Here is a 23,056-nt window from a genome sequence, read left to right as displayed (position 1 = left end):
TATGAAAAAGAAAATTAAAACGGGTGTCTTATCTTTTGGGATGTCCGGAAGCTTATTTCATTGTCCTTTTTTGAATATTCATGATGATTTTGAATTGCACAGCATAGTAGAAAGAACCAAAAAAAATGCGGCTATTGAATATCCAAATATTGTTAGTTTTGATTCTGTTGATGAAATGTTGGCTTGTGATGAGGTGGAACTTGTTGTCGTAAATACTCCGAGTCCGACCCATTTTGAATTTGTATTGAAGGCGTTGAAAGCAAAGAAAGATGTACTGGTTGAAAAACCCTTTACCGCAACTACTGAGGAAGCAATATTACTTTTTGAAGAAGCTAAGAAAAATAAATGCAAGTTGTTTCCCTTTCAGAATAGGCGTTTTGATAGTGACTTTTTATCTGTAAAAAAAGTTGTGAATTCAGGTGTTTTAGGTGATTTGATAGAGGTTCATTTTAGATATGATCGATATAATATTGCTATTTCAGAGAATAAAGCAAAAGAAACAGCTGCGCCTGCTAGTGGTGTTTTATATAATTTGGGCCCTCATATAATTGATGCGGCGATCGACTTGTTTGGTATTCCTGAAAAATGGTCAAAAGTGAAAAATAAAATTAGACTGAATACTGAAATTGACGATTACGGTTCTTTTCATTTGCATTATAAGAATGGATTGCAGGTTTTTTTGACGGTAAGTTTACTGGTAGCTGATGCTCAAAAGTCATTTGTACTTCATGGAAAAAAAGGCTCTTTTGTAAAAGATAGAACGGATGTTCAAGAGGAGCAATTGAAAACAAAAATGTCTCCAGATACTATTGGGTTTGGAATAGAGCCAGATGGTCTAGAAGGTGTTCTAACGACAATTCAAAATGGGGAAAAGAAAACAGAAAAAATAAAAGCAGAAGCTTCTAATTATCTAAAGTTTTTTGATGCCGTTGCTGAGGCTATTATAAACGACAACGAATTTATTGTTAGCCAAGAACAAATTATAAAGCAAATTGAAATTTTGGAAGATTAATTGATTTCTAAAGTTGCCTTTTGTAGGGAGCTTCAAAATGTTTGTTAACTTTGCTTCAAAATAAAACTCCTTGGAAGCAAAGCTATATTTAGTACCGACACCTATTGGAAATTTGGAAGATATGACCTTCCGAGCGATCAAAATTTTAAAAGAAGTTGATTTAATTTTGGCAGAAGATACTCGTACTTCTGGTAAATTATTGAAACATTTTGAGATTGGTACGCAAATGATGAGTCACCATATGCACAATGAGCATAAAATGGTGGATAGAATTGTACAAAGAATACAATCTGGTGAGGCTGTTGCTTTGATTTCTGATGCGGGTACGCCCGCTATTTCTGACCCAGGATTTTTATTATCTAGGGCTTGTGTTCAAGCAGGAGTTGCGATTGAATGCTTGCCTGGTGCTACTGCATTTGTGCCAGCATTGGTGAATAGTGGCTTGCCAAATGATAAGTTTGTATTTGAAGGTTTTTTACCCGTTAAGAAAGGAAGACAAACACGGTTGATGTTGTTGGCAGAAGAAACAAGAACTATGATTTTTTATGAATCTCCGCATAAATTACTGAAAACTTTAGGCCATTTTGCTGAGTATTTTGGCCCTGAAAGGCAAGTTTCGGTTTCAAGAGAATTGACAAAAATGTTTGAAGAAACAAAACGAGGTACTGTTACAGAAGTAATAGAGCATTTTTCTAAAAACACCTTAAAAGGAGAAATTGTAGTGGTGGTAGAAGGAAAAAAATAAACTAATAATTTACCTGAAATTGCATTCTAATAAGTTGTCCTTTTTGTCTGTTTACTGGATTTAATGAACTTTCATATCTTCTATCTGCTATGGTATAATTAAAGGTGAATTCAAAGGCTTTGTTGAGTTGCCATTCTACACCAACTTCAAGTTCCTGCATATCATAACTTCGGGCATCTATTTCAAATTTTTTACCACCTTGATATCTCATATATCTAGCGAAGGGAGTAATGATATGTTCTTTTTTTCTAATCATATACATCAATTGTGCATAGCCACCATGCAAGGATTCAATTCCTATAGAGTGAGGTGTGGTGAGATTAGAACTGTCATAAGCATATTCAGGTCCTTTACCGAGATTGTATTCCGCTTGAAACCCGAAAGGTTGCGGATAATAGATGAAATGAGCCGCAATTCTACGATCTCTAAAGGTTTGGTCTAGTGCCTCAATATCTGTAACAGTGCCATCTTCTGTTCTCAGTTTTACACCTGAGTTTACTTCTGTTGTGACATATTCTCCTGTATAGCCACTAATACCACCTTCAAGAATTTGTCCAGAATTTAATTTAACGGGATAGGTAAAACGCAAGGCGATATGTTTTAATTTATTGACATCAGGTACAAGTGTATTTGCTTTTTGTCCGTTATATAACATCAAATAGGCCATTCCATAATCTCCACTTCCTTTAAGTCCTTTTGAAACAAGTTCTTTGAATAAAGCTCGTTTTTTTAAGGTGGCCCAGTGAAGACCTAAACTCAGGTCACGCTCATCTTTTACGGCACTATTTAACGGGTCATTACGATCCAAACCAATTCTGTTTTGAGAAGATTGTAAATTTTCAAATCCAAAGGGGATTTTACTTTGTCCGCCTCGGAATTTAAAAGTACCCGCTTTGTCAATGCTATAGTCAAAATAGGCATCTCTTAACTGACCAAGATTTTTTCCATCAGAAGCAAAATCAGCTTGAAAATAAAAATAAACTCTTGGATGAATTTGACCAGAGACTTTAAATCTCATTCGGCGAAGGGAGAATCCGTGATAGCCGCCATAAGTTCTATCACCTTGTGGACTTTCCATTTCAGGATTGGTTTTATATAAATCGTTGTATCTGGCTTGGAGGTAGCCTCCTATTTTAAATTTTTGGTACCAAAATAATTCCTTTGGAATACTGTCTTTGTTACTTTCCTGGGCAGAAATAAATAAACTGTGTAGAGCAAAAAAACTAATGATCCAAAATGGTTTTTTCATCGCAACTGATTTAGTTGCTTTAAAGATAAACAATAGTTTTAGGAAAAATATAGACTTAGGATTAAAATAAAGTGTTACTAAAAAGTAATTAGATTATTTTTCTAGAGATTCTTTGTGAAATTCCTGTGATGATTTCATAGGAAATGGTGTTAGAATTTTTTGCTAGTTCATTGACCATAGTTTGATTGTTGAATATAACAACTTGATCTCTTTCTGTGCAGGAAACACCTGTAATATCAACCATAATCATATCCATACAAACATTTCCAATAATAGGACAAATTGTATCGTTTATCAGCACTGATCCTTTTCCATTTCCAAGTTCTCTAGATATTCCATCTGCATGACCGATAGGTAAAGTTGCTGTTTTGGTCTCTTTTTCCGCTATAAAAGCTCTGTTATATCCTAATGATTCTCCAGGAGAAATAGTGTGAATTTGAGAGATGATTGTTTTTAAAGAACTAACATTTTTTAATTTAGAAGTTTCTTTAGGTGTATTTCCAAAACCATACATTCCAATACCTAAACGAACCATGTCATGTTCCGCTTCAAGGAAATTTATGATCCCAGAAGTATTGCTCAAATGAAAATCGATAGTGTGAGAAAAGGCATCAGAAATATTTTGTTTGATGTCTTTAAATTTTTCAATCTGCTGGAGTGTAAATTCTTTTTCATTTAAATCCTCACTCGCCGCCAAATGAGAGAAAACAGATTGTAATTTAAGATTGTTATTTTCTTGGAACGTTTTTATAAGCTTTGGAACTTCGTTTGGAGTAAACCCAAGTCGGTTCAAGCCTGTGTTGAATTTAATATGTACGGGATAATTATCTAATTTGTTTTTGTTAGCAAATTCGATAAAAGCATTTAAGGTAGCATGAGAATACAGGTTGGGCTCAAGATTGTGTTCTGTTAAAAGTGCATAATTCTGAATTTGAGCATGTAGCACTAAAATAGGTGTTTTAATACCAGATTTTCTTAAAGAAATTCCCTCGTAAGTATAAGCAACTGCAAGGTAATCGACTTTGTTTTTTTCTAAAACAAGACTAACTTGTGTGGCATCATGACCATAAGCATAAGCTTTTACAACGGCCAATAATTTTGTAGAGGACTGTAATTTATTTTTAAAATAAGAGATGTTATGCGCCAAAGCATTCATGTCTAATTCTAAAACACTCACATGTGGGTTTTCTATACTGCTCAAGATGAATTATTTTTTTTCTTTATCAGTTGCTTTGAAATAAGCGGCTCTACTAAGCGGCTCGTAATTTTCAGTTTCTCCTAAAACAACTAGTTTTTTATCTTCCGTTGTACGATGGCTAAAATGTGCTAGATTACCGGTTTTGGTACACACCGCATGCACTTTCGTTACATATTCTGCTGTAGCCATTAAATTAGGCATGGGGCCAAAGGGTTTTCCTTCAAAATCCATGTCTAAACCCGCTACAATTACTCTGATCCCTCTATTGGCAAGATCATTACAAACAGTTACAATTTCATCGTCAAAAAATTGGGCTTCATCAATACCTACTACATCCACATCATTTACCAAAAGGCGTATGTTAGAAGCTGCAGGAACCGGAGTAGATCTTATTTCGTTGGCATCGTGAGATACCACCATTTCCTCATCATATCTTGAGTCGGTTGTAGGCTTAAAAATTTCAACCTTCTGTTTGGCTATTTTTGCACGTCTAAGCCTTCTGATCAATTCTTCGGTTTTTCCAGAAAACATAGAACCACATATTACTTCTATCCATCCAAATTGTTCTGTATGATTTACTGTATTTTCGAGAAACATTTTGTAATTTTAAAACTTGAATCATTCCGACTGAGGTTTCAGTCTTCGTTCGACAAATTTATCAAAATAAAATAAGTAAAGGTCTTCAAAAAGAATCAAATTATGCATAAAAAGATAGAATCGGAATTGGTGAGCATAGCTCATAGCATTTTACAAATGAAAAATAAAGAAGATGTTTTGGCGCTGAAAGCTAAGGCAGGAGAGTTGTATGAAAAACTTTCTGTTCTTGCTTTTGTGGATAGATATGTAGCTGCAACACCAGATTCTTCAAAGGAAGAGATTCTTGAAAAAGCGGCTTTGTTAGATCTTGATAAGGAAGCAGAAGCGGTTGTTGTTGAGTTGAAAGAGCCCAAATTAGAACCGGAAGATGAACCAAAAGAAAAGGAGGTTTCTGAAAAAGTTGTTGAAGCTGTTGAGGTTTCTAAGGAGGAGCAAAAAACAGAAGCTGAAGCACCAATTGAAGAGGTTGAGGATGAGTCAAAAGAAGTTCCTGTTGCAGAAGAAGCGAAGGCACCTGAAGCGGAGGTTGTAGCAGAAATAGAAGAAAAAGAAGAAGCTCCCATAGTAGAAGATTTATTTTCTGTAAGAAAAGAGGAAAAGAAAATTGTTGCTAAGAAAAATACCTTGGAAAAGGAATTGGAAGGAACTATTTCTTTGGATGTGACTACGGATCTTTTTGAAAATGCAGTTCGAGTAGAGACTACTAAAAAATCTTTGAATGATGTGTTGGTGCATAAGAATTTACAAATCGGTTTGAACGATAGAATTGCCTTCGTAAAGCATTTATTTGATGGAAGTCAGGAGGATTTTAACAGAGTAGTTTCTCAGTTGAATTCATTTAAGTCTGAAAAAGAGGCTATTAAGTTTGTTACCAAGATGGTGAAATCTGATTATGATTGGAGTGGAAAAGAAGAATATGAAGAGCGATTTATTACATTAATTACTCGTAAGTTTGCATAATATTAAATAATAAGAAAGAATAGATGAAGGCATCGGATTACAATAAAATTTTTGACAGTGTAATAGGAACATATCATGTGGTTGATTCAGTAGACCAACCTTTTGAAAATATGTATGATTCAGCTACATTGGAACATTTGTTATACAGAAAATGTTGGATTGATACAGTTCAATGGCATTTTGAAGATATTATTAGGTTACCAGATATCAATCCTGTTGAGGCTTTGGAGTTGAAAAGAAAAATTGACGCTTCTAACCAAGATAGAACGGATATGGTGGAATATATTGACAGCTATTTTTTGAAGAAATACGAGAATGTTGTTGAAAAGCAATCGGCAACTATCAATTCAGAAAGTCCGGCTTGGGCTATCGATAGGTTATCAATTTTGGCATTGAAAATTTATCATATGAGAGAGGAAGCAACTAGAGAAAGTGCTTCTGAAGAACACAAAACAGCCTGTCAAGCTAAATTAAATATTTTGTTAGAGCAGCGAATTGATTTGTCAACTGCGATTGATGATTTAATTAATGATATTGAAAGCGGAGATAAGTACATGAAAGTATACAAACAAATGAAGATGTATAACGATGATGAACTGAACCCAATGCTAAGAGCAAAGAAATAAAATAAAAAAAGTGAGAGGTTTTCCTCTCACTTTTTTTATACAATAAATTTATCAAGGGTTGAGACTTCGACAGGCTCAGCCTCCGGTTCTTGGATTCCTGATTGTTGAAGGCTAGAGAATATTGTGCCCTGAGCTTGTCGAACGGGTACCTAATGTAACTTCCTTAGTGCAAAGCCTCAGTAAGAGCTTCTATATTTTTTTTACTGTTTCCAATAAATATTTCATCATTGATAATGGCTACCGGTCTTTTCAAAAAGGTATAAGTTTCTAAAATTAAATTTTTGAAATCTTCTTCGGTAAGTTGCTGATCTTTTAATCCTCTCGATTTGTATAGTTGAGCTCTTTTACTGAATAAATCTTCGTAGCTACCGCTTAAGGCATACATTTCTTCTAATTGTGACGCAGTGATACTTTCGGTTTTTATTTCTTGCAGGGTAACTCCTTCAAGATTCAATTCCTTTAAAATTCTTTTACAAGTATCACAGGTTTTTAAATAGTATATTTTTTTCATCTTTCGTATTTGATATCATGACTTTTGATTCCGTCAAAAATAATATGTTTTGAAACTAAAATTAGCTACTTTTAGCAAAATTTTTTTAATAAAATTATAGTTGATATTATGGAGCATATTTTTGATAGTTTGAGCAAAGGGAGAGTTTTGATGTTGAAATTGATAGATGGACTTTCTATGGAGCAATTGAATAAAACCCCTGAAGGATCTAATAATAATATAGTATGGAATATTGCTCACTTGGTAGTTACGCAGCAATTGTTGTGCTATAAGCTTTCTGGTTTGCCTTGTTTGGTTTCTGATGAAATGATTGAATTGTACCGAAAAGGAACGGCGCCTACTAAAGTGGTCACAAAAGAAGAATTTGATGAAATAAAATCTTTATTTATTTCATTGCCATTAAAGTTTGAAGAAGATTATAAGAAAAGAATTTTTCAAGAATATTCTGCATATACAACTAGTGTGAATGTTACCTTAGAAGATATAAAATCAGCAGCAACATTTAATTTATTCCATGAAGGAATTCATTTAGGAGCGGTTTTAGGACTTCGAAAATTAGTCTAAGGAATACTTTCTATATCAATTGTTTCGTTAACCGTCCAGTTGGCTTTTAGCTTTAGTTCGGTTTCAAAATAATACACCTTTTCAGGTTGGATTTTATTTAGGAAATTCCCTGTGTCCCATATTTTGTTTTTATTATCATCAAAAATAATTCTAACAAGGTATGTAGCAGGTTTTAAGTCGGCAAACTCATAGTTTTCACTTTTTGAAGTAATTCTTTTTTCAACCACAAAATCGTCTTTACCAGATAATAATTCAACAATTAAATTTTTGTTGTTTGGGTTCTTTATGTTTAATTCTAGAATAGCAAAAGCTTCAATATCTTGAGTTTTTAAGATGTATTGAAGCGTATCATTTGTTTTTCCATGAAAACTCTGAAAAGCATTTGGTAAAATGTCTATCTGATAACTTCCATTTCTAATTCTTTCAAAATCAATATATAACTTCGATTTTTCTTTATTGAAACTCGGTTGGAATGTAACGGCCAAGGTATCTTGATCAGTCACATAAATATTTTCCGGATCCACTGAGGCAAAAGGAAAGTTTGACTCTAAGTAAAAAGTGTCTTTTGGATGTAAACTTCCGTTTATTGGTGCTGAAATATCTAAAGAATCTAATTTTTTTGTTCTTAGTTTTACCGTGTATTTCTTTTCAAGAGTGTCTTTTCTAACTAAGAATTGTAGTGAATCTGCTTCAAACGGAGTAAACCAAAAATTCAAAGTGTCTTTGTCTTTTTCTTTAGCAATAAAGCTTTTGAAGTTCTCTGGGGTTTCGGTTAGGAGTTTGATGTCAAGTCCTTTTCTTTCACCTTCATAGCCAAAGATTATTTTTCCAACACGTTTTTCTAAAGGTCGTTTCAATTTAAACGCTGGTGCCTCTTTGAATAAATTCAAGGTGAAAAAAGAATCTGTCGGAATGTTGATGTAATTCTCCGAAAAAGCAATTTTATCGTCCCTAGGGTCAAATTGATAATTGTTATTATAATCTTTTAGAGCAACTAATTGGTAGGTGCCTTCCTTTATATTTGTGATGTCAAATACAATAGAATCCAAAGTGTTGGTCATATAACTAGGTTTCTCTTTGTAAATAATAGAGTCATTGTAATCTTCTGTCACCTCAAATAATAACACAGAGATTTCAGTATCAAACACCCTTTCATAGGAATCCTTAACAAGACCATAAATTTCTAGAGAATCTACATAACTTCCCGTAGAGAAAACATATTTGAAACTTCCTAAAGGATTTCCTTCGTTATTGTCAACAATACTGTTTCCAAAGTTGAAAGAATACGTGGTGTTCTCTTTTAGAGTATCGTTGATTTTAATAGTTATTTTTTTACTGGCTGTTCCAACAGGAGTGATATCTGATTGATGCTTTAAAGGTGGGGATACAATAAGTTGTTTGTTTAGATCCTTAAATTTCACGTATTCATCAAACTGTAATTTAATTTTTTTTGAGTTGAAGTTGATCGCTTCGTGTTCTGGTGTTGCAGTTACCATGACAGGAGCAATACTATCTTTAGGTCCACCAGTAGGACTTCCTTTTCTAGCGCAACTTGTGGTTATAGCAATAATTAGCAGAGAAAATATACTTAGAATAAACAGTTTTTTCACAGTCGAAAAAAATTAAATTATAAGCTACAAAGTAACAATTTATTTAGGGAATTTTTTAATTAAAATTTAAAAGTTGATTGTGTGCGCAATAGAAGCAATACTTAAGGTAATATTTTGAGTTTTCAGTAGTTCTATTGCACAACTTTCTATGGTAGCTCCAGTGGTAATCACATCATCAAATAATAAAACATGTTTGCCCTTGAGAGAATCGTTTTTTTGAATTTGAAAATTGTGTTTCGCGTTTTCCCATCGTGCGAGTTTGTTTTTTTTAGTTTGGGTTTCACTAGCATTAACCTTAGTCAAAATATTTTCTAACATGGGGGCTTTCAAATGTTTGGAAAGATTGTTACCAATGCTGGTAAGTTGGTTGTAGCCTCTTGATTTAAGTTTGTTTTTGTGCAGCGGAACAGGGATTATATAATCAATCGGTTTTAGGTTTTTGACAGAGAGGATTTCCTGACTAAGAAGGGTGCCCAACAAAGCTCCTATTTTTTGATTGTTATTGTATTTCAATTCATGAATTAAATTTTGAACGATACCTTTGGGTTGAAAGATCAGCAAGGAGGTTGCAAATTCGAGCGGGATTTTTCCAAAAAACAATTGGTCAAGCGGATTGTTCTCCTGTTGGGTGTAATATGCATATGGAAGATCATGAAAACAGTGAGTACAAAGAATGTTGTCGTTTTTTGAAAGACTTCTAGTGCAACCAATACAATCGTTAGGGTAAAATAGCTCTAGAATATTACTTAAATGCTCTAAAATCATAGTTGCTTTTTACTTAAAGATATAAATTCTAGTTGATAAGAGATAGATTTATCTGTAATTATGGGGTGTAAAGTGGTTATTCTAATTTTTTAATGCTAAATTTGGCTGCTTAAAAATTAACCGAAAAATAAAAGATGGAAAATAAACAGCCAAGTAAGTTGACAACAATAGTATTAGGGGTATTATTATTAGTTGCAGTAGTATTTGCTTTCTATTCAAATTCTGAGCATGCTGCTTTACAAGCAGAGCTAGAAGCTGAAAAAGCAGAAATCAAAGCGGAATTAGATGATTTAGTTGTAAAGTATGATGCTAAAATAGCTGAAAATACAACTATGAGTGCTAAGTTATCTGCTGCGAGAGAAGATATCGTTACTTATAGAGATTCATTAGAGTCTGAAAAGAAAGCGAGTTATTCTACAATCAAGAGATACAAAAACAGAGTTTATTCTTTACAAAAGAAAAATAAAGAATTGTTTACTCAAGTGGAGGATTTAACTGCTCAAAATGAAAAATTAAACGAAGAAGTAGTTGCTGCAAAAGCAATTATTGAAACGAAAGAAGCAGAAGGTGCTGAATTGGCAGCTAAAAATGAAGAGCTTGCAGGGAAAGTTGCAGTTGCATCTGAATTAACTGTAGATGGATTGACGGTTGCTTCTATGAAGAAAAGATCTTCAGGATCATTAAAAGCTACTAGCAAAGCAAAATATACAGATGCTTTTAGAGTTTCATTTAAGATTGGAGAAAATGTAATTGCTGAAGGTGGTGATAAAGTTGCTTATATTGTTATTACAGGTCCAGAAGGAGAAGTTGTAGCGCCAAAAGGAAAAGTTGAAATAGCAGAAGAAGAAGTTTACTATTCTGATACAACAACTATAGATTACCAAAATATTGCTACAGATGTAATTGTAATTACAGATTTAGTAAGAAAAGAGAACAAAAAAGGAGTATATACAGTTTCAGCTATTTTAGATGGAAAGACTATTGGAGAGTCTAAAATTGCTTTAAAGTAAACGTTATAAAATTGTATATTTCTGTAAAGAAATTAGGAAAAGAGCGAGGGGAACCTCGCTCTTTTTTTTCTAAGATTTTTGATCGTGGTTTAAGCTTTTTATGAAAATTTCTTTTGGTCTATCATTCATATTTAAGTAAAGCACTATTGCTACAGTTTTTATAAAAATCAATAGAGGGATAAGGTGTCTGTTATCCGAACCGTAGATGATAGGGTTAGTAAATAAAGATACCAAATATTCAATTAATGCAAGTGTTAATTCAGCGATTAGAACAATCGAAATTACCCTAGGGAAACTACTTCTTTTTTTGAAGAATAATAAAATAGACAAGGAAGTAAAAGTTATATGAGCTAAGGAAAATATCCCTTTATAAAATAATAGAAGTCCACTAGATTTGTTGTTAGAAAGTAATAGGTTAACCCAGTTACTTGCTAGCACTTCGATATTAACGATAAATGATACAAGAACAGAAATAATTAAAAAGGCAATTATACTAACAAGCCAAATATCGAAATTTTGATTTTCTGAATAGTATGATAAGATTGTCGGTTTGGGATCATATTTGATAACTTTTAAGCTTAACCAAATTAAAATAACGAATGCCCATAAAAATATTCCAATACTTATGAAATAGTATAAGTTGTTGTTGTTTAACGGTATTGAAATTGAACTTTTGGCTGAATTATCTTTGACTAATGAATATCCTATGTTTTGTTTAAGATTTTTCATGTCAGATCCAAATTTTGGATATTCACTAGGATCCACATGGTCTGAATAAGTTTCATACAGATAAGAAATATCCACCTCAAGTAGTTCAGAATCATACTTAGCCATAAAATCATAAAAGAAATTTTTATTATTTATGCTTAAATACTGATCTGTTATATCCCATGCATTATTGAGTTTTATTTTGATGTTATGTTCTGTTTTTACTGGATGAAAAAGTAAAAAAGGTTCTTTTCTAATATTGTCAGTTGGTAATATTAAATTACCATATATAGAGCTAGGATGAAAAGAGGCTAATAGTTTATCATTAACTTCCACAGAAGGTTGCCACAGACTATCTATTTTGTAAGATTCGTAAGTAGTAAACGTGTTTTCTTTTTTATCATCTTCAAAAAAAACTTCTTTTAAAGAGGTTACATTATAATATAGATTTGATACATCTTCTAAATATGCTTTATTTATATTAACAATACTATTTTCACTGAAAATTTGTCGTTGTTCATCTGCCAGGGAACCTTGATATATTTTTTTTGAAGTGAATGTTGTACCTTCAGATTGTTTCTCAAGACTAAATTCATCATATACGGTAAGACTTGAGTAATTATGGAAATTTATTTTTTCTAATTTTGTTGTAGCATCGTCAATCACTAAACCATATTTGTAATCTGGAAAGTAAGTAGTGTAGAATGTACCAAATTGGTTTGCGATAGTGGGGTCAAACCAATGAACACGGTCGTCTTTGTCAATAACCTTTACGACACAGTGATTGAAGTTTATAGAGGATGGTAGCATCATATGAATAGATTCACCTAGATAGGTGTTGACTAGAGTAGGATAAGCTCTAATGCCCATTTCTCTTAAAATAGACACCATTAATAAACTTTTGTCCTTACAGTCTCCATACCTTTGATTGATCACCTTATTAGGGTGAAATGGCTTGTACGCTCCTATACCAGATTCTAAACCTAGATATCTAATATCATCTTGAACAAAATTTAAAACCTCCATCACCTTTTCTGATTCTTCAAAATTAGTGCTGTTAATTTTATTTGAAAGATCAATGATTTCCTTATTTAATGGTTCATCGATAAAAAAGATGTTGCTAGCCCATTTAGCTGTTTCATTCCAATTTTTAAAAGTTGTAACACTGACAATTTCGTTAACCAATTTCCAAATAGGAATATTATTTTCAAGCACAAGTGCCTCTGAGTTTTCTTTTCTCCATGTGTAATCGAAATATGTTTTCGTTTTTTTTATGTTGGCATTAAAATCACAGTTAATATAATCTACAAATAACTTGTCATGACTTAATATTCTCAAATGGTTTAGAGCAATTGGAATTTGGTCACTGAAATAAAAATGACTCGAAAAATTGTTTTTAAATATTGGATTAAATCCTTTTAAGGAATAGCTGTAGGTTAAGATGTCACCTACTCTAACATCATCGATATGAGTTGTTGCTGTAACGGAACCATCATAGATATAGCTTTCTGCACTTGACTCTGTTTTATACGATTGAAAATTGTTTTCATTTATTTTGTTGACTGTTTTTCCATTTCTAATGATTTCAATTTTATGGATTGACAATTTTTGATAGGATGGATCATATTTTATGGAAATTGTGGAAATATTTTGAATCCCTGAGTTGTTGATTATTTTGAAGGAATTTTTACTGTAATTTTCTTGGGTAAGTAAATTAACTTGATTGTCTACAAGTAGATAATGTATTCCTTGAGATAACTTGCTGTTTTCTAGAGAGTCGAATTTCTGATTGTTTGTTTTTTTTACCCATTTAGGGGCTTTTCCGAAATTTATTTGAGCAACTGATTTAGTAGAAATTGATATTAAAAACAGCAGGAATAAATATTTTTTCATAGTCATTATTTTAATGCTAAAATACTTATTTTTGCAGCATGGCAAAGCAAGAAGATCAATTTAAAAAAGTAGTTTCACACGCAAAGGAATACGGATATGTATTCCAATCAAGTGAAATATATGACGGTTTGAGCGCAGTATATGATTATGCTCAAAACGGTGTTGAATTAAAGAAAAATATTAGAGAATATTGGTGGAAATCTATGGTGCAGATGCATGATAATATTGTTGGATTAGATTCAGCAATTTTTATGCATCCAACAACTTGGAAAGCATCAGGGCATGTAGATGCCTTTAATGATCCTTTGATTGATAACAAGGACTCTAAAAAGCGTTACCGTGCCGATGTTTTGATAGAAGACTATGTTGGTAAGTTAGACGCTAAAATAGAAAAAGAGGTAGCAAAAGCTGCCAAACGTTTTGGAGAAGCTTTTAATAAAGAAGAATTCTTAGCGACCAATGGTAGAGTTTTAGGATATAAAGAAAAAGGGAATGCCATTTTAAGCAGAATGGGTAAATCTTTAGAAAAAGAAGATTTGGTAGATGTCAAAGCTCTTATTGAAGAATTAGGGATTGCTTGTCCTTTATCAGGATCTAAAAATTGGACAGAAGTAAAACAATTTAACTTGATGTTTGGAACTAAATTAGGGGCCTCAGCAGATTCTGCGATGGACCTATATTTACGCCCAGAAACAGCTCAAGGTATTTTTGTGAACTTTCTGAATGTGCAAAAAACAGGAAGAATGAAAATTCCTTTTGGTATTGCACAAACAGGAAAAGCTTTCCGTAATGAGATTGTTGCACGTCAGTTTATTTTTAGAATGCGTGAATTTGAACAAATGGAAATGCAATTTTTTGTACGTCCTGGGACGCAAAAACAGTGGTATGATACTTGGAAAGAAACGCGATTGAACTGGCATTTATCTTTAGGTTTAGGAGAAGATAACTATCGTTTCCATGACCATGATAAACTAGCGCATTATGCAGATGCTGCCGCAGATATTGAATTTAGATTTCCGTTTGGTTTTAAAGAATTAGAAGGAATTCATTCAAGAACAGATTTCGACTTAAAAGCGCATGAAGAGCATTCAGGGAAGAAATTACAATATTTTGATCCAGAATTGGGAGAAAGCTATGTGCCATATGTAGTTGAAACTTCTGTAGGATTGGATCGTTTGTTCCTTTCAATATTCTCGAATTCTTTACAAGAGGAGGAATTAGAAAATGGAACATCGCGAACTGTTTTGAAATTACCAGCGGTATTAGCTCCTACAAAAGCGGCTATTTTTCCATTGGTTAAAAAAGATGGATTGCCTGAGATTGCAAAGGAAATTGTAAATGATTTGAAATTTGACTTCAATGTAATTTATGATGAAAAAGATGCTGTAGGTAAACGATACAGAAGACAAGATGCTGCCGGAACTCCGTTCTGTATTACAGTAGATCATGATTCTTTAAACGACAAGTCTGTTACCATCCGTCATAGAGATACGATGGAACAAAAAAGAGTATTGATTTCAGAGTTGAAATCAATTATCAATAAAGAAGTAAACATGTCTGAGTGGTTGCAAAAAATAAAGTAATCATAAACGATAGCATATATAAAAGCCTTTGAGAATCTCTCAAAGGCTTTTTTTATTTCTTGGATTTTTAATAGGATTAATTATTACATTTGAAAAAAACAAAATATGAGAAATTATAAAATTTTATGTCTGGCATTGTGTACCAGTGCAATTACTTTTGCTCAAAAATCTGTATTGATTCGATACCAACCTAAAGTTGGGACAACTCTAATGAATAATATGGATGCTGATATGAATATTACCATTAAGGCAGGAGAACAAAATATTGTGACAAAAATGAAGATGGCCTTTGATATGTCTTATCATACAAAAGCTAGAAATAAGGATGTGAATAGCATTGATATGGTGTTTGAAAAAATAACGATGGATATTAGCAACCCAATGATGTCAGGTTCTTATGATTCAGATAATAAAGAGGAAACAGATCCTTTTGCGTTGAAAATAGCAGAAAGTTTCAAGGGAGTTTTGGACAAGCCTGTTCCTATGAAAATAACCACACAAGGTGCGTTTGCAGAACCGATAGATATTGTAAAGATATTCCCACAAATCCCAGCATCAAAAGCAAATGAATTAAAGGAGCAGATGTCAAATCAATTTATTCAATTTCCTGATAAAAAAGTGAAAGTTGGAGAAAGCTGGACGATGTCTACCACCATGAATCAAGTTGGGGATTTAGAATATACATACACACTTGTGGGTATTGAAAAACAGAGATTGCTATTAACAGTTGAAGGTAAAATGTTAGAAAGTGAAAGTGAAACAGTAAAAATGTTGACAGCAAATATTTCTGGAGATGTTGTTTTAGATAAAAAAACTGGAGAAACCTTAGAGTCTAATATTGTGATGGATATGGATATGCAAATGGAGGCGCAAGGAAATACTATGGATATGAATATGAAAGCTGAAATTGGAATCAAAGCAATTCAGTTGTAAAAAAACATGAACTTAATTAAAGCTCTAAGAATTTTCTTAGGGCTTTTTTTATGAGTTTTTTATTAAAAACAGCAAGGAACAAAAACCAAAAGCAATTAAGAATAGGTCTTTGGTAAGTCTATTTGAAATAGTTTTTAAAAATCGACCTATTATGATACTACTCGGGACAAAAATTAATAATAATTCTGCTCCAGTCTTATCTGGACTCATAAAAATAGCAAGAGCCCCAAACAATAGCATTGAAATAGCCAATCCATACTGAGACCTATAAGGACTGCTTATAGAAATGACCCTCGTAAAAGTTGCAAGAATGCTTAGACCTAAAACACTACCAAAAATAATAAGTGGTGCGAGTAAAGAATTATTAAAATAGGTGTCAAAATTTAACACTGTTTTAAATGACGTTCGTTCTAAGAATAACTCTGTGTTATTTGTGATAAAACAATAGCTAAAAAAAAGGGTTTGCGTTGCAGTAAAACCAAGAATAGGGCCCAAAATATTTTTTAATTTTATTTTTTTTGCCAAAATGATACTGGTAAATATAAAGACAAGAAATACTATAGATCCTGGGAAAAGAAGGAAGGAAATCCCTGAATAAATTCCGGCATCAAATAAGGCAGACGACTTTCTTTCTTTGATTTTTAACTGAGCTAAATTTTTATATATTAAAAGGTATAAAATTGAAACTAGGATCAAGTTGATCTCTAAAAAAGCACTCGGAAACAATCCATAAAGCAATATCATGATAAAAGTGTTGTGCAAATTTTCATTTGAGACTTTGTTTTTGATAAAATAATACGAACTGAGAAAAATAAATGTAAAATTAAGTACCAAAGCTAAAAGTGCTGGACCCCAATGGTTATAGTCTGTATGGTGTGTTTCTGAAAGAAAAAAATGGCTTGTAAATAAGAGGAAAAACAAAACAGAAAGGACAATACTATTTATGGGTTTAGTTTTGTCAAAAAAATTGGCTAGCATGTTTAGTTTTTATATTTTTGCAGCGTAAAGATAATTTAAGTTATGATAGCAAACAATATATTTAGAATCATCGGAGAATTGTTCACAGAAGGTCTTTTTATTCCTTTTGATTTGATTAGAAGTGATGAAAACTGGTGGACATCTAATATTATCAACTTTCTTTTTATCGGAGTCTTTTTTGTGTTGTTAGGATACTGGATGAAAGAATCGGTTAGATTTAAGAAAGAAGGTACTGAAGATTTACCTAAATAGAGTTTTCTTTTGGGAAGTAAAAACAAACTAAAACGTTTCAACGAAAACGAAACTTTTTCTAACGTTATTCAACCGACTCGTGAAGAGGTAACTACCAATTTTCCACATAAAGGAAAATGGAATGAGTTCTTCAAAAACGACAATCCTATCATTCTAGAATTAGGATGTGGGAAGGGAGAATACACGATCGCTTTAGCAGAAAAAAATCCGAACATCAACTATATCGGTATTGATATAAAAGGTGCTCGTTTTTGGAGAGGTGCTAAAACGGCTTTAGAAGAAGATTTACCAAACGTGGCGTTTATCCGTACTCAAATTGAGTTGGTAGATTTTTGCTTTGCACAAAATGAAGTGAGTGAGATTTGGATTACTTTTCCAGACCCTCAAATCAAATATAAAAGAACAAAGCATCGTTTGACAAATGCCGAGTTCTTGAAAAAATACCATCATATTTTAAATGAAGATGGTATCATGCATTTAAAAACGGATAGTGAGTTTATGCATGGTTATACTTTAGGATTGCTACATGGTCAAGGTCAAGAAGTGTTATATGCACATCATGATATCTACACCAATCCACATGCACCTGAAGACGTTTTAAATACGCAAACATTCTACGAAAAGCAGTATTTAGAAGTGAAAAAAGCAATTACCTATATAAAGTTTAAGTTGAAATACTAGTTTTATTTTTTAAAGCTCTAGTGCTAAACAAATATTATATTTGTTTAAAACCTGCTGATTGAAAAATAATAGATTCAAATACAGTTACCTATTCATTGTAATTGGTTTTGTTTCTTGCACTCATAAGAATAAGGGTAGCAAAGAGTATGCAGCTACTTTTTCAAAACTAAAAGAGAGAACTTTAGTTACTTGCGTATCTTAAGTTGTAAGCTTTGTCTCATGTGTTTTTGGGTTTGATTTGATTAAAATAGAGTTGTAAATTTAGGGTTATGAAAAATAAAATAAGTTTAAAAGAAGCAATTTCTATCGGTATTGGAGGAATGGTAGGAGGAGGTATATTTGCCGTCCTTGGTTTGGCAGTCTCTATAGCAAAAGGGGCTACCTATATTTCATTTTTTGTTGCGGGTATGTTGGCTTTGATTACTTCCTATGCATATTCCAAACTTTCCATGAAATTCCCGGACAAAGGTGGTACGGTACGATTTATCAATGAAGGGTTTGGAAAGTCTGTTTTTAGTGGAGCGGTCAATAATTTATTGTGGATTAGTTATATTATTATGTTGGCTTTATATGCATCTGCTTTCGGTTCTTACGCCCCCAACTTGATGCCTATTACTGGGAATGTAGGAATGGATTCTCATCTATATGCCACAGGAATAATTATTTTGGCCACGGGTATCAATTACTATAGCATTGCAGTGGTTGGTAAAATTGAAGCCTACGCAGTAGTCATTAAGTTGGTAATCCTAATTTCATTTATTGCTATTGGCGCTTATGGTTTGATAGGCAATCCGAATATTTCTCAATTAGGAACCCAAAACTGGGTAGATTCTGTGAGTATTTTAGCGGGTGGAATGGTGATTTTTGTGGCTTATGAAGGTTTTGAGTTGATTGCAAATGCTGCACCGGATATTGAAAATCCATTGAAAAATATTCCAAGAGCTTATAAGTATTCTGTTGTTTTTGTGATATTTCTTTATATCATTATTGCGGCTGTAACAGTAGGTTCTTTACCTTTTGATGAAATAGCAACTGCTGAAGATTATGTGTTGGCAGAAGCGGCTAAACCCATGTTAGGACAAGTTGGGTTTACCATCATTACCATTGCAGCATTGATTTCAACATTTTCTGCGATAAATGCGTCTTTGTATGGTGGTAGTAGGGTAAGCTATGAAATTGCAGAAGATGATGAACTGCCGCATGAGTTGACTAGTAAATTATGGAACCAACCCATTGGTTTGTTTATTACAGCTGTTGTAACAATTATAGTGACGAGTAGTTTGGAGTTGGAAAGTATTTCTACTGCAGGAAGTATTGGGTTTTTATTGATTTTTGGGATTGTGAATTTTGTTGCTTTTAAGCTGTCAGATCAAATTGATGGAAATAAGTGGATTTCCCTTACTGGTTTTATTTTGTGTTTGATTGCACTTGTTGTTTTAGTATCACAACAATTAAAAAGTAATTTTCTTAGTGTTATGGTGGCTGTTTCAATAATTGCTGTTTGCTTTATAGGGGAATGGATTTTTAAACGGTTTTTTGATGATGTTAAAACAAAAAACTAGTTGCTTCTTAACTTGATGATTTCAGTTGAAAAATGAATACCCACGGTTTTATTTGAGTCAATGTATTTATCGTGTTGTAGAAAAAGTATCTGATCGTCGAAAATTACTTCTATCAAATAAATACCTTCCATAAAGTATGCTTGTTTTACAATTGCTTTGTATTTAGAGGAGGCATCAATTTTTATGTCTTGTGGATATAGTAAAATTGTTTTCTTTGAAGTAGATTTTGATATTTTATCTAATTTTATTTCGTTCACATCTCCAAAAAATGAAGCTACGTATTTAGAAGGTGGTGTGTTATAGAGAATCTTTGGAGGGTTTTCGGCTACTAATTTTCCTTCTTTCATCACTAATATTTTATCGGCGAAGGAAAGTGCATCGGTGCTGTCATGTGTTGCAACGATACATGTAATATTCTTCTCTCTTAAATAATTAAATAGTTTACGGCGCAGGTTGTTTTTTCTGAAATTATCAATATGACTAAAGGGTTCGTCAAGTAACAATAATTCAGGTTCCTTGGCCAGTACTCTAGCCAAAGCTACCCGTTGTTTTTGCCCACCACTTAAGTTTTTCACTTTTACATGCGCAAAATCAACCATATCAACAACTTCAAGAAGTTCTGCAGTTCTTTCTTTTTTTTCTTTTGGAAATCTATTTGGTAAAAATTTTCCAATATTTTCTGCAGCAGAGGTAAAAGGCATTAGATCAAAATCTTGTGAAAGATATTTCATAAATGGTTCGCCCGGAACTAAATAGTAATTAGGTCCCAATAACTTTTCGTCGTTGTAAAAAACGCTTCCTTTATCAATATGCAATAAACCATAGATGATTTCTAATAGCGTACTTTTTCCACATCCGCTTTCGCCAATTATCGCTATGTATTCTCCCTGATTAACGGAGAAAGAAATATCTTTTACAACTTCGGTTTTATCATAAGCAAATGATACGTTTTTTAGTTCTAACACAGATTTTATTTGTTGAATTTTAATTTTCTTTCAATAGCGGAAATCATCATTTTTGCGATGTCTTTTCCAGTTGCTTTTTCTATTCCTTCAAGACCGGGAGATGAATTTACTTCTAACAATAATGGACCTTTGTTAGAACGAATTAAATCTACTCCTGCAACATCAAGTCCTAATACTTTTGCAGCTTTGATGGCAAGTTTTTTTTCTTCTTGCGAAATTTTGACAATTCTTGCGGTACCTCCTTGATGAATATTTGCTCTAAATTCACCTTTTACGGCAACCCGCTCAATAGAAGCTACTACTTTTCCGTCGATAACGAAACATCGTAAATCTCTTCCGTCAGCTTCCTTGATGAATTCTTGTACAAGTATGTTTGTTTTTAAACTTTTAAAAGCATTGATAACACTTTCTGCGGCTTTGTTTGTTTCTGCTAAAACAACTCCTTTACCTTGGGTACTTTCCAGTAATTTTATAATCAATGGAGCACCGTTTACCATTTCAATCAATTCCTTTGTTTCCAAAGGTGAATTGGCAAAACCGGTTGTTGGAATATGAATACCATGCTTAGAGAATAATTGAGATGAAAATAATTTGTCTCTTGATTCCGAAATAGCAGAGGCACCATTTTGTATAAAGGTTCCGATGGAATCAAATTGACGAATCAAGGCACATCCATAAAACGTCATGCTTGGTTTGATTCTAGGGATGATGGCATCAAAACTATCCAGTACATTTCCTCCTCGATAATGAATTTCAGGATTGTCAGCATCCATTTTCATATAACATTGCTGAGCGTTTAAGAAAAACATTTGATGTCCTTCTTGTTCACCCGCTTCCATAATTCTTTTGTTACTATATAATTCAGGATTGCTCGCAAGCACTCCTATTTTTAATCCATTTTCAGTGGGTTTGCTTCTTTTGTAATAAGAATCTATCTGTTCTGGTGTAAAAGAAGTCAGACAATCTTCTCTAGATGGGTCTATAATCAGTCGGTCAATCATGGCTTCCCTGCCCAATAGCATTCTAAAGCCCATAGAATCTCTATTAGCTAAGGTAATCTCAATTTCATATTGGTCATCACCTAAGATAAGATCTGTGAGAATTACATATCTTTTTTCACTGATCCCTGTAGAACTCTTAACATATCGTGTGCCTGATATTTTTGATTCACAATGTATGCTAACACTTGGGTTGGATTGCAGTGGAAACACTTCGTATCGTACCCATTTTTCTCCTCTTTTTTTAAAAGGAACTATATTAAGTGCATGTATAGATGAGGTTTTAGCCCCAGAGTCAATTCTAGCTTTTATTGCCGGTATTTGAAGGTTTGGTAATACGCACCATTCCTCACTTCCAATTATTTTTTTTTCCATGAGATATAATTATTGTCTTCAACAAATATATTATATAAATAGTTTCAAAAGTTAAATTAAAAACATGTTTTTATACATACAAAAAGAGGAAACAATTGTGTTTCCTCTTTTTGTATACTTGCAAAAACTATAAAAATCTACTCTTGATTTTCAATAGCTTCTTTGATTTTAGCTTCTAATTCTTCTGCTAATTCAGGATTGTCTTTGATCAAGTTTTTAACTGCATCACGTCCTTGTCCTAATTTAGTGTCTCCATAGCTAAACCATGATCCACTTTTTTTGATGATTCCATAATTTACACCGATGTCTAAAATTTCACCAACTTTAGAAACACCTTTTCCGTACATGATATCAAATTCTGCTTGTTGGAAAGGTGGTGCAACTTTGTTTTTTACCACTTTTACTTTGGTACTGTTTCCAATTACTTGGTCACCATCTTTTATTTGAGTTCTTCTACGGATATCTAAACGTACCGATGCATAGAATTTTAAGGCATTACCACCAGTTGTAGTTTCAGGGTTACCGAACATTACACCAATTTTTTCACGCAACTGGTTAATGAAAATAACAGTACAGTTTGTTTTAGAGATTGTACCTGTTAACTTACGTAAAGCTTGAGACATCAAACGAGCATGTAGTCCCATTTTAGAATCTCCCATTTCTCCTTCAATTTCACTTTTCGGAGTCAATGCAGCCACAGAGTCAATTACAACAATATCAATAGCACCGGAGCGAATTAAATTTTCAGCAATTTCTAATGCTTGTTCTCCGTTATCTGGTTGAGAGATAATCAAGTTATCAATATCAACACCTAGGTTTTCAGCATAATATCTGTCAAAAGCATGCTCTGCATCAATAAAGGCAGCAATACCACCTGCTTTTTGAGCTTCAGCAATTGCATGTATCGTTAATGTTGTTTTACCAGAAGATTCTGGTCCGTAAATTTCAATAATTCTACCTTTTGGATATCCACCTACTCCTAAAGCAAGATCCAATCCTAAAGATCCAGAAGATATAGATTCCACATCTACATGAGCAACATCACCCATTTTCATAACAGCTCCCTTACCATAAGTTTTGTCTAACTTATCAAGGGTCATTTGTAATGCTTTTAATTTAGCATCTTTTTCTTTAGTATCATTTGCCATATTTGCTTTGCTTCTGAAATTAATAATTAGAAAGTAAAAGTAGTAAAAATAATGTGTTTTTTTTGTTGGAAATAGCCCTTAGAAAAGGAGTTTTCAACAATTTAAAAAAATCTAGTTTTTTTGAAATTTAAAT

22 protein-coding genes are annotated in these 23,056 nt (G+C 32.9%); 11 read left to right on the top strand and 11 right to left on the bottom strand.

Going from position 1 to position 23,056, the window contains the following annotated elements; translation table 11 throughout:
* Nucleotide 1 precedes the first annotated feature (1 nt).
* Both P8H68_RS09200 and rsmI read left to right on the top strand, forming a co-directional pair.
* Complete coding sequence (locus P8H68_RS09200) at nt 2-1,012, top strand: Gfo/Idh/MocA family oxidoreductase (RefSeq protein ID WP_300323832.1); 1,011 nt, start codon at nt 2-4, stop codon at nt 1,010-1,012.
* Nucleotides 1,013-1,082: 70 nt separating this feature from the next.
* On the top strand, nt 1,083-1,757 hold the full coding sequence (gene rsmI / locus P8H68_RS09195; RefSeq protein ID WP_300323829.1) for a 16S rRNA (cytidine(1402)-2'-O)-methyltransferase: 675 nt from the start codon (nt 1,083-1,085) through the stop codon (nt 1,755-1,757).
* Nucleotide 1,758: 1 nt separating this feature from the next.
* Here rsmI and P8H68_RS09190 read toward each other — a convergent pair whose 3' ends face one another.
* The 3 genes from P8H68_RS09190 to P8H68_RS09180 form a co-directional block, all read right to left on the bottom strand.
* Nucleotides 1,759-3,006 (bottom strand): porin, encoded by a 1,248-nt coding sequence (locus P8H68_RS09190; protein ID WP_300323827.1) that lies wholly within the window; start codon nt 3,004-3,006, stop codon nt 1,759-1,761.
* 88 nt (nt 3,007-3,094) lie between these two features.
* Nucleotides 3,095-4,207 carry an alanine racemase gene (gene alr / locus P8H68_RS09185; protein ID WP_366144938.1) on the bottom strand — a complete coding sequence of 371 codons (1,113 nt, stop codon included), beginning with the start codon at nt 4,205-4,207 and terminating at the stop codon, nt 3,095-3,097.
* 6 nt (nt 4,208-4,213) lie between these two features.
* The gene (locus P8H68_RS09180; RefSeq protein WP_300323825.1) at nt 4,214-4,801 is read right to left on the bottom strand and encodes a thymidine kinase; all 588 of its coding nucleotides are present in this window, start codon (nt 4,799-4,801) and stop codon (nt 4,214-4,216) included.
* Between the two features lie 102 nt (nt 4,802-4,903).
* On the opposite strand from P8H68_RS09180, the gene P8H68_RS09175 reads away from it, so the two are divergent.
* Together P8H68_RS09175 and P8H68_RS09170 are read left to right on the top strand one after the other, a co-directional pair.
* On the top strand, nt 4,904-5,761 hold the full coding sequence (locus P8H68_RS09175; RefSeq protein ID WP_300323823.1) for a hypothetical protein: 858 nt from the start codon (nt 4,904-4,906) through the stop codon (nt 5,759-5,761).
* Nucleotides 5,762-5,784: 23 nt separating this feature from the next.
* Nucleotides 5,785-6,387, top strand: a complete 603-nt coding sequence (locus tag P8H68_RS09170) for a DUF4254 domain-containing protein (protein WP_300323821.1) — start codon at nt 5,785-5,787, stop codon at nt 6,385-6,387.
* Between the two features lie 163 nt (nt 6,388-6,550).
* Here P8H68_RS09170 and P8H68_RS09165 read toward each other — a convergent pair whose 3' ends face one another.
* A complete protein-coding gene (locus P8H68_RS09165; RefSeq protein WP_300323819.1) occupies nt 6,551-6,898 on the bottom strand; it encodes an ArsC/Spx/MgsR family protein in 348 nt (115 codons plus the stop codon).
* Nucleotides 6,899-7,006: 108 nt separating this feature from the next.
* On the opposite strand from P8H68_RS09165, the gene P8H68_RS09160 reads away from it, so the two are divergent.
* The gene (locus P8H68_RS09160; RefSeq protein ID WP_300323817.1) at nt 7,007-7,462 is read left to right on the top strand and encodes a DinB family protein; all 456 of its coding nucleotides are present in this window, start codon (nt 7,007-7,009) and stop codon (nt 7,460-7,462) included.
* Here P8H68_RS09160 and P8H68_RS09155 read toward each other — a convergent pair.
* Both P8H68_RS09155 and P8H68_RS09150 read right to left on the bottom strand, forming a co-directional pair.
* Nucleotides 7,459-9,072, bottom strand: coding sequence for an Ig-like domain-containing protein (locus tag P8H68_RS09155; protein ID WP_300323815.1), 1,614 nt, complete (start codon nt 9,070-9,072; stop codon nt 7,459-7,461). The two genes, P8H68_RS09160 and P8H68_RS09155, sit on opposite strands and share 4 nt — an antisense overlap.
* 66 nt (nt 9,073-9,138) lie before the next feature.
* Complete coding sequence (locus P8H68_RS09150) at nt 9,139-9,837, bottom strand: ComF family protein (RefSeq protein ID WP_300323813.1); 699 nt, start codon at nt 9,835-9,837, stop codon at nt 9,139-9,141.
* A 134-nt stretch (nt 9,838-9,971) separates the two neighbouring features.
* Here P8H68_RS09150 and P8H68_RS09145 point away from each other — a divergent pair, with 134 nt between their 5' ends.
* Nucleotides 9,972-10,847 carry a hypothetical protein gene (locus P8H68_RS09145; protein ID WP_300323811.1) on the top strand — a complete coding sequence of 292 codons (876 nt, stop codon included), beginning with the start codon at nt 9,972-9,974 and terminating at the stop codon, nt 10,845-10,847.
* A gap of 69 nt (nt 10,848-10,916) precedes the next feature.
* On the opposite strand, the gene P8H68_RS09140 is transcribed toward P8H68_RS09145, so the two are convergent.
* Complete coding sequence (locus P8H68_RS09140; RefSeq protein ID WP_300323809.1) at nt 10,917-13,448, bottom strand: DUF3857 domain-containing protein; 2,532 nt, start codon at nt 13,446-13,448, stop codon at nt 10,917-10,919.
* A gap of 38 nt (nt 13,449-13,486) precedes the next feature.
* Between P8H68_RS09140 and P8H68_RS09135 the strand changes: the two genes are divergently transcribed.
* On the top strand, nt 13,487-15,031 hold the full coding sequence (locus P8H68_RS09135) for a glycine--tRNA ligase (protein ID WP_300323807.1): 1,545 nt from the start codon (nt 13,487-13,489) through the stop codon (nt 15,029-15,031).
* Between the two features lie 105 nt (nt 15,032-15,136).
* Nucleotides 15,137-15,964 carry a DUF6263 family protein gene (locus P8H68_RS09130; protein ID WP_300323806.1) on the top strand — a complete coding sequence of 276 codons (828 nt, stop codon included), beginning with the start codon at nt 15,137-15,139 and terminating at the stop codon, nt 15,962-15,964.
* Nucleotides 15,965-16,012: 48 nt separating this feature from the next.
* Here P8H68_RS09130 and P8H68_RS09125 read toward each other — a convergent pair whose 3' ends face one another.
* A complete protein-coding gene (locus P8H68_RS09125) occupies nt 16,013-16,942 on the bottom strand; it encodes a DUF6427 family protein (RefSeq protein WP_300323805.1) in 930 nt (309 codons plus the stop codon).
* Between the two features lie 42 nt (nt 16,943-16,984).
* Between P8H68_RS09125 and P8H68_RS09120 the strand changes: the two genes are divergently transcribed.
* The 3 genes from P8H68_RS09120 (at nt 16,985) to P8H68_RS09110 (ending at nt 19,437) form a co-directional block, all read left to right on the top strand.
* On the top strand, nt 16,985-17,194 hold the full coding sequence (locus P8H68_RS09120) for a hypothetical protein (protein WP_300323804.1): 210 nt from the start codon (nt 16,985-16,987) through the stop codon (nt 17,192-17,194).
* 9 nt (nt 17,195-17,203) lie between these two features.
* A complete protein-coding gene (gene trmB, locus P8H68_RS09115; RefSeq protein WP_300323803.1) occupies nt 17,204-17,875 on the top strand; it encodes a tRNA (guanosine(46)-N7)-methyltransferase TrmB in 672 nt (223 codons plus the stop codon).
* A gap of 269 nt (nt 17,876-18,144) precedes the next feature.
* Nucleotides 18,145-19,437, top strand: coding sequence for an APC family permease (locus P8H68_RS09110; protein WP_300323802.1), 1,293 nt, complete (start codon nt 18,145-18,147; stop codon nt 19,435-19,437).
* Here P8H68_RS09110 and P8H68_RS09105 read toward each other — a convergent pair.
* The 3 genes from P8H68_RS09105 to recA all read right to left on the bottom strand — a co-directional run bounded on the left by P8H68_RS09105 (nt 19,434) and on the right by recA (nt 22,923).
* On the bottom strand, nt 19,434-20,402 hold the full coding sequence (locus tag P8H68_RS09105) for an ABC transporter ATP-binding protein (protein WP_300323801.1): 969 nt from the start codon (nt 20,400-20,402) through the stop codon (nt 19,434-19,436). The genes P8H68_RS09110 and P8H68_RS09105 overlap by 4 nt on opposite strands.
* A gap of 5 nt (nt 20,403-20,407) precedes the next feature.
* On the bottom strand, nt 20,408-21,775 hold the full coding sequence (gene rimK, locus P8H68_RS09100) for a 30S ribosomal protein S6--L-glutamate ligase (protein ID WP_300323800.1): 1,368 nt from the start codon (nt 21,773-21,775) through the stop codon (nt 20,408-20,410).
* Nucleotides 21,776-21,912: 137 nt separating this feature from the next.
* Nucleotides 21,913-22,923, bottom strand: a complete 1,011-nt coding sequence (gene recA, locus P8H68_RS09095) for a recombinase RecA (RefSeq protein ID WP_300323799.1) — start codon at nt 22,921-22,923, stop codon at nt 21,913-21,915.
* Nucleotides 22,924-23,056: the final 133 nt, after the last annotated feature.

The organism is Flavicella sp. (assembly GCF_029238425.1).
Taxonomy (GTDB): Bacteria; Bacteroidota; Bacteroidia; order Flavobacteriales; family Flavobacteriaceae; genus Flavicella.
Note: the sequence above shows the minus strand (reverse complement) of the source record. Positions and strands in the feature narration are given on the sequence as shown.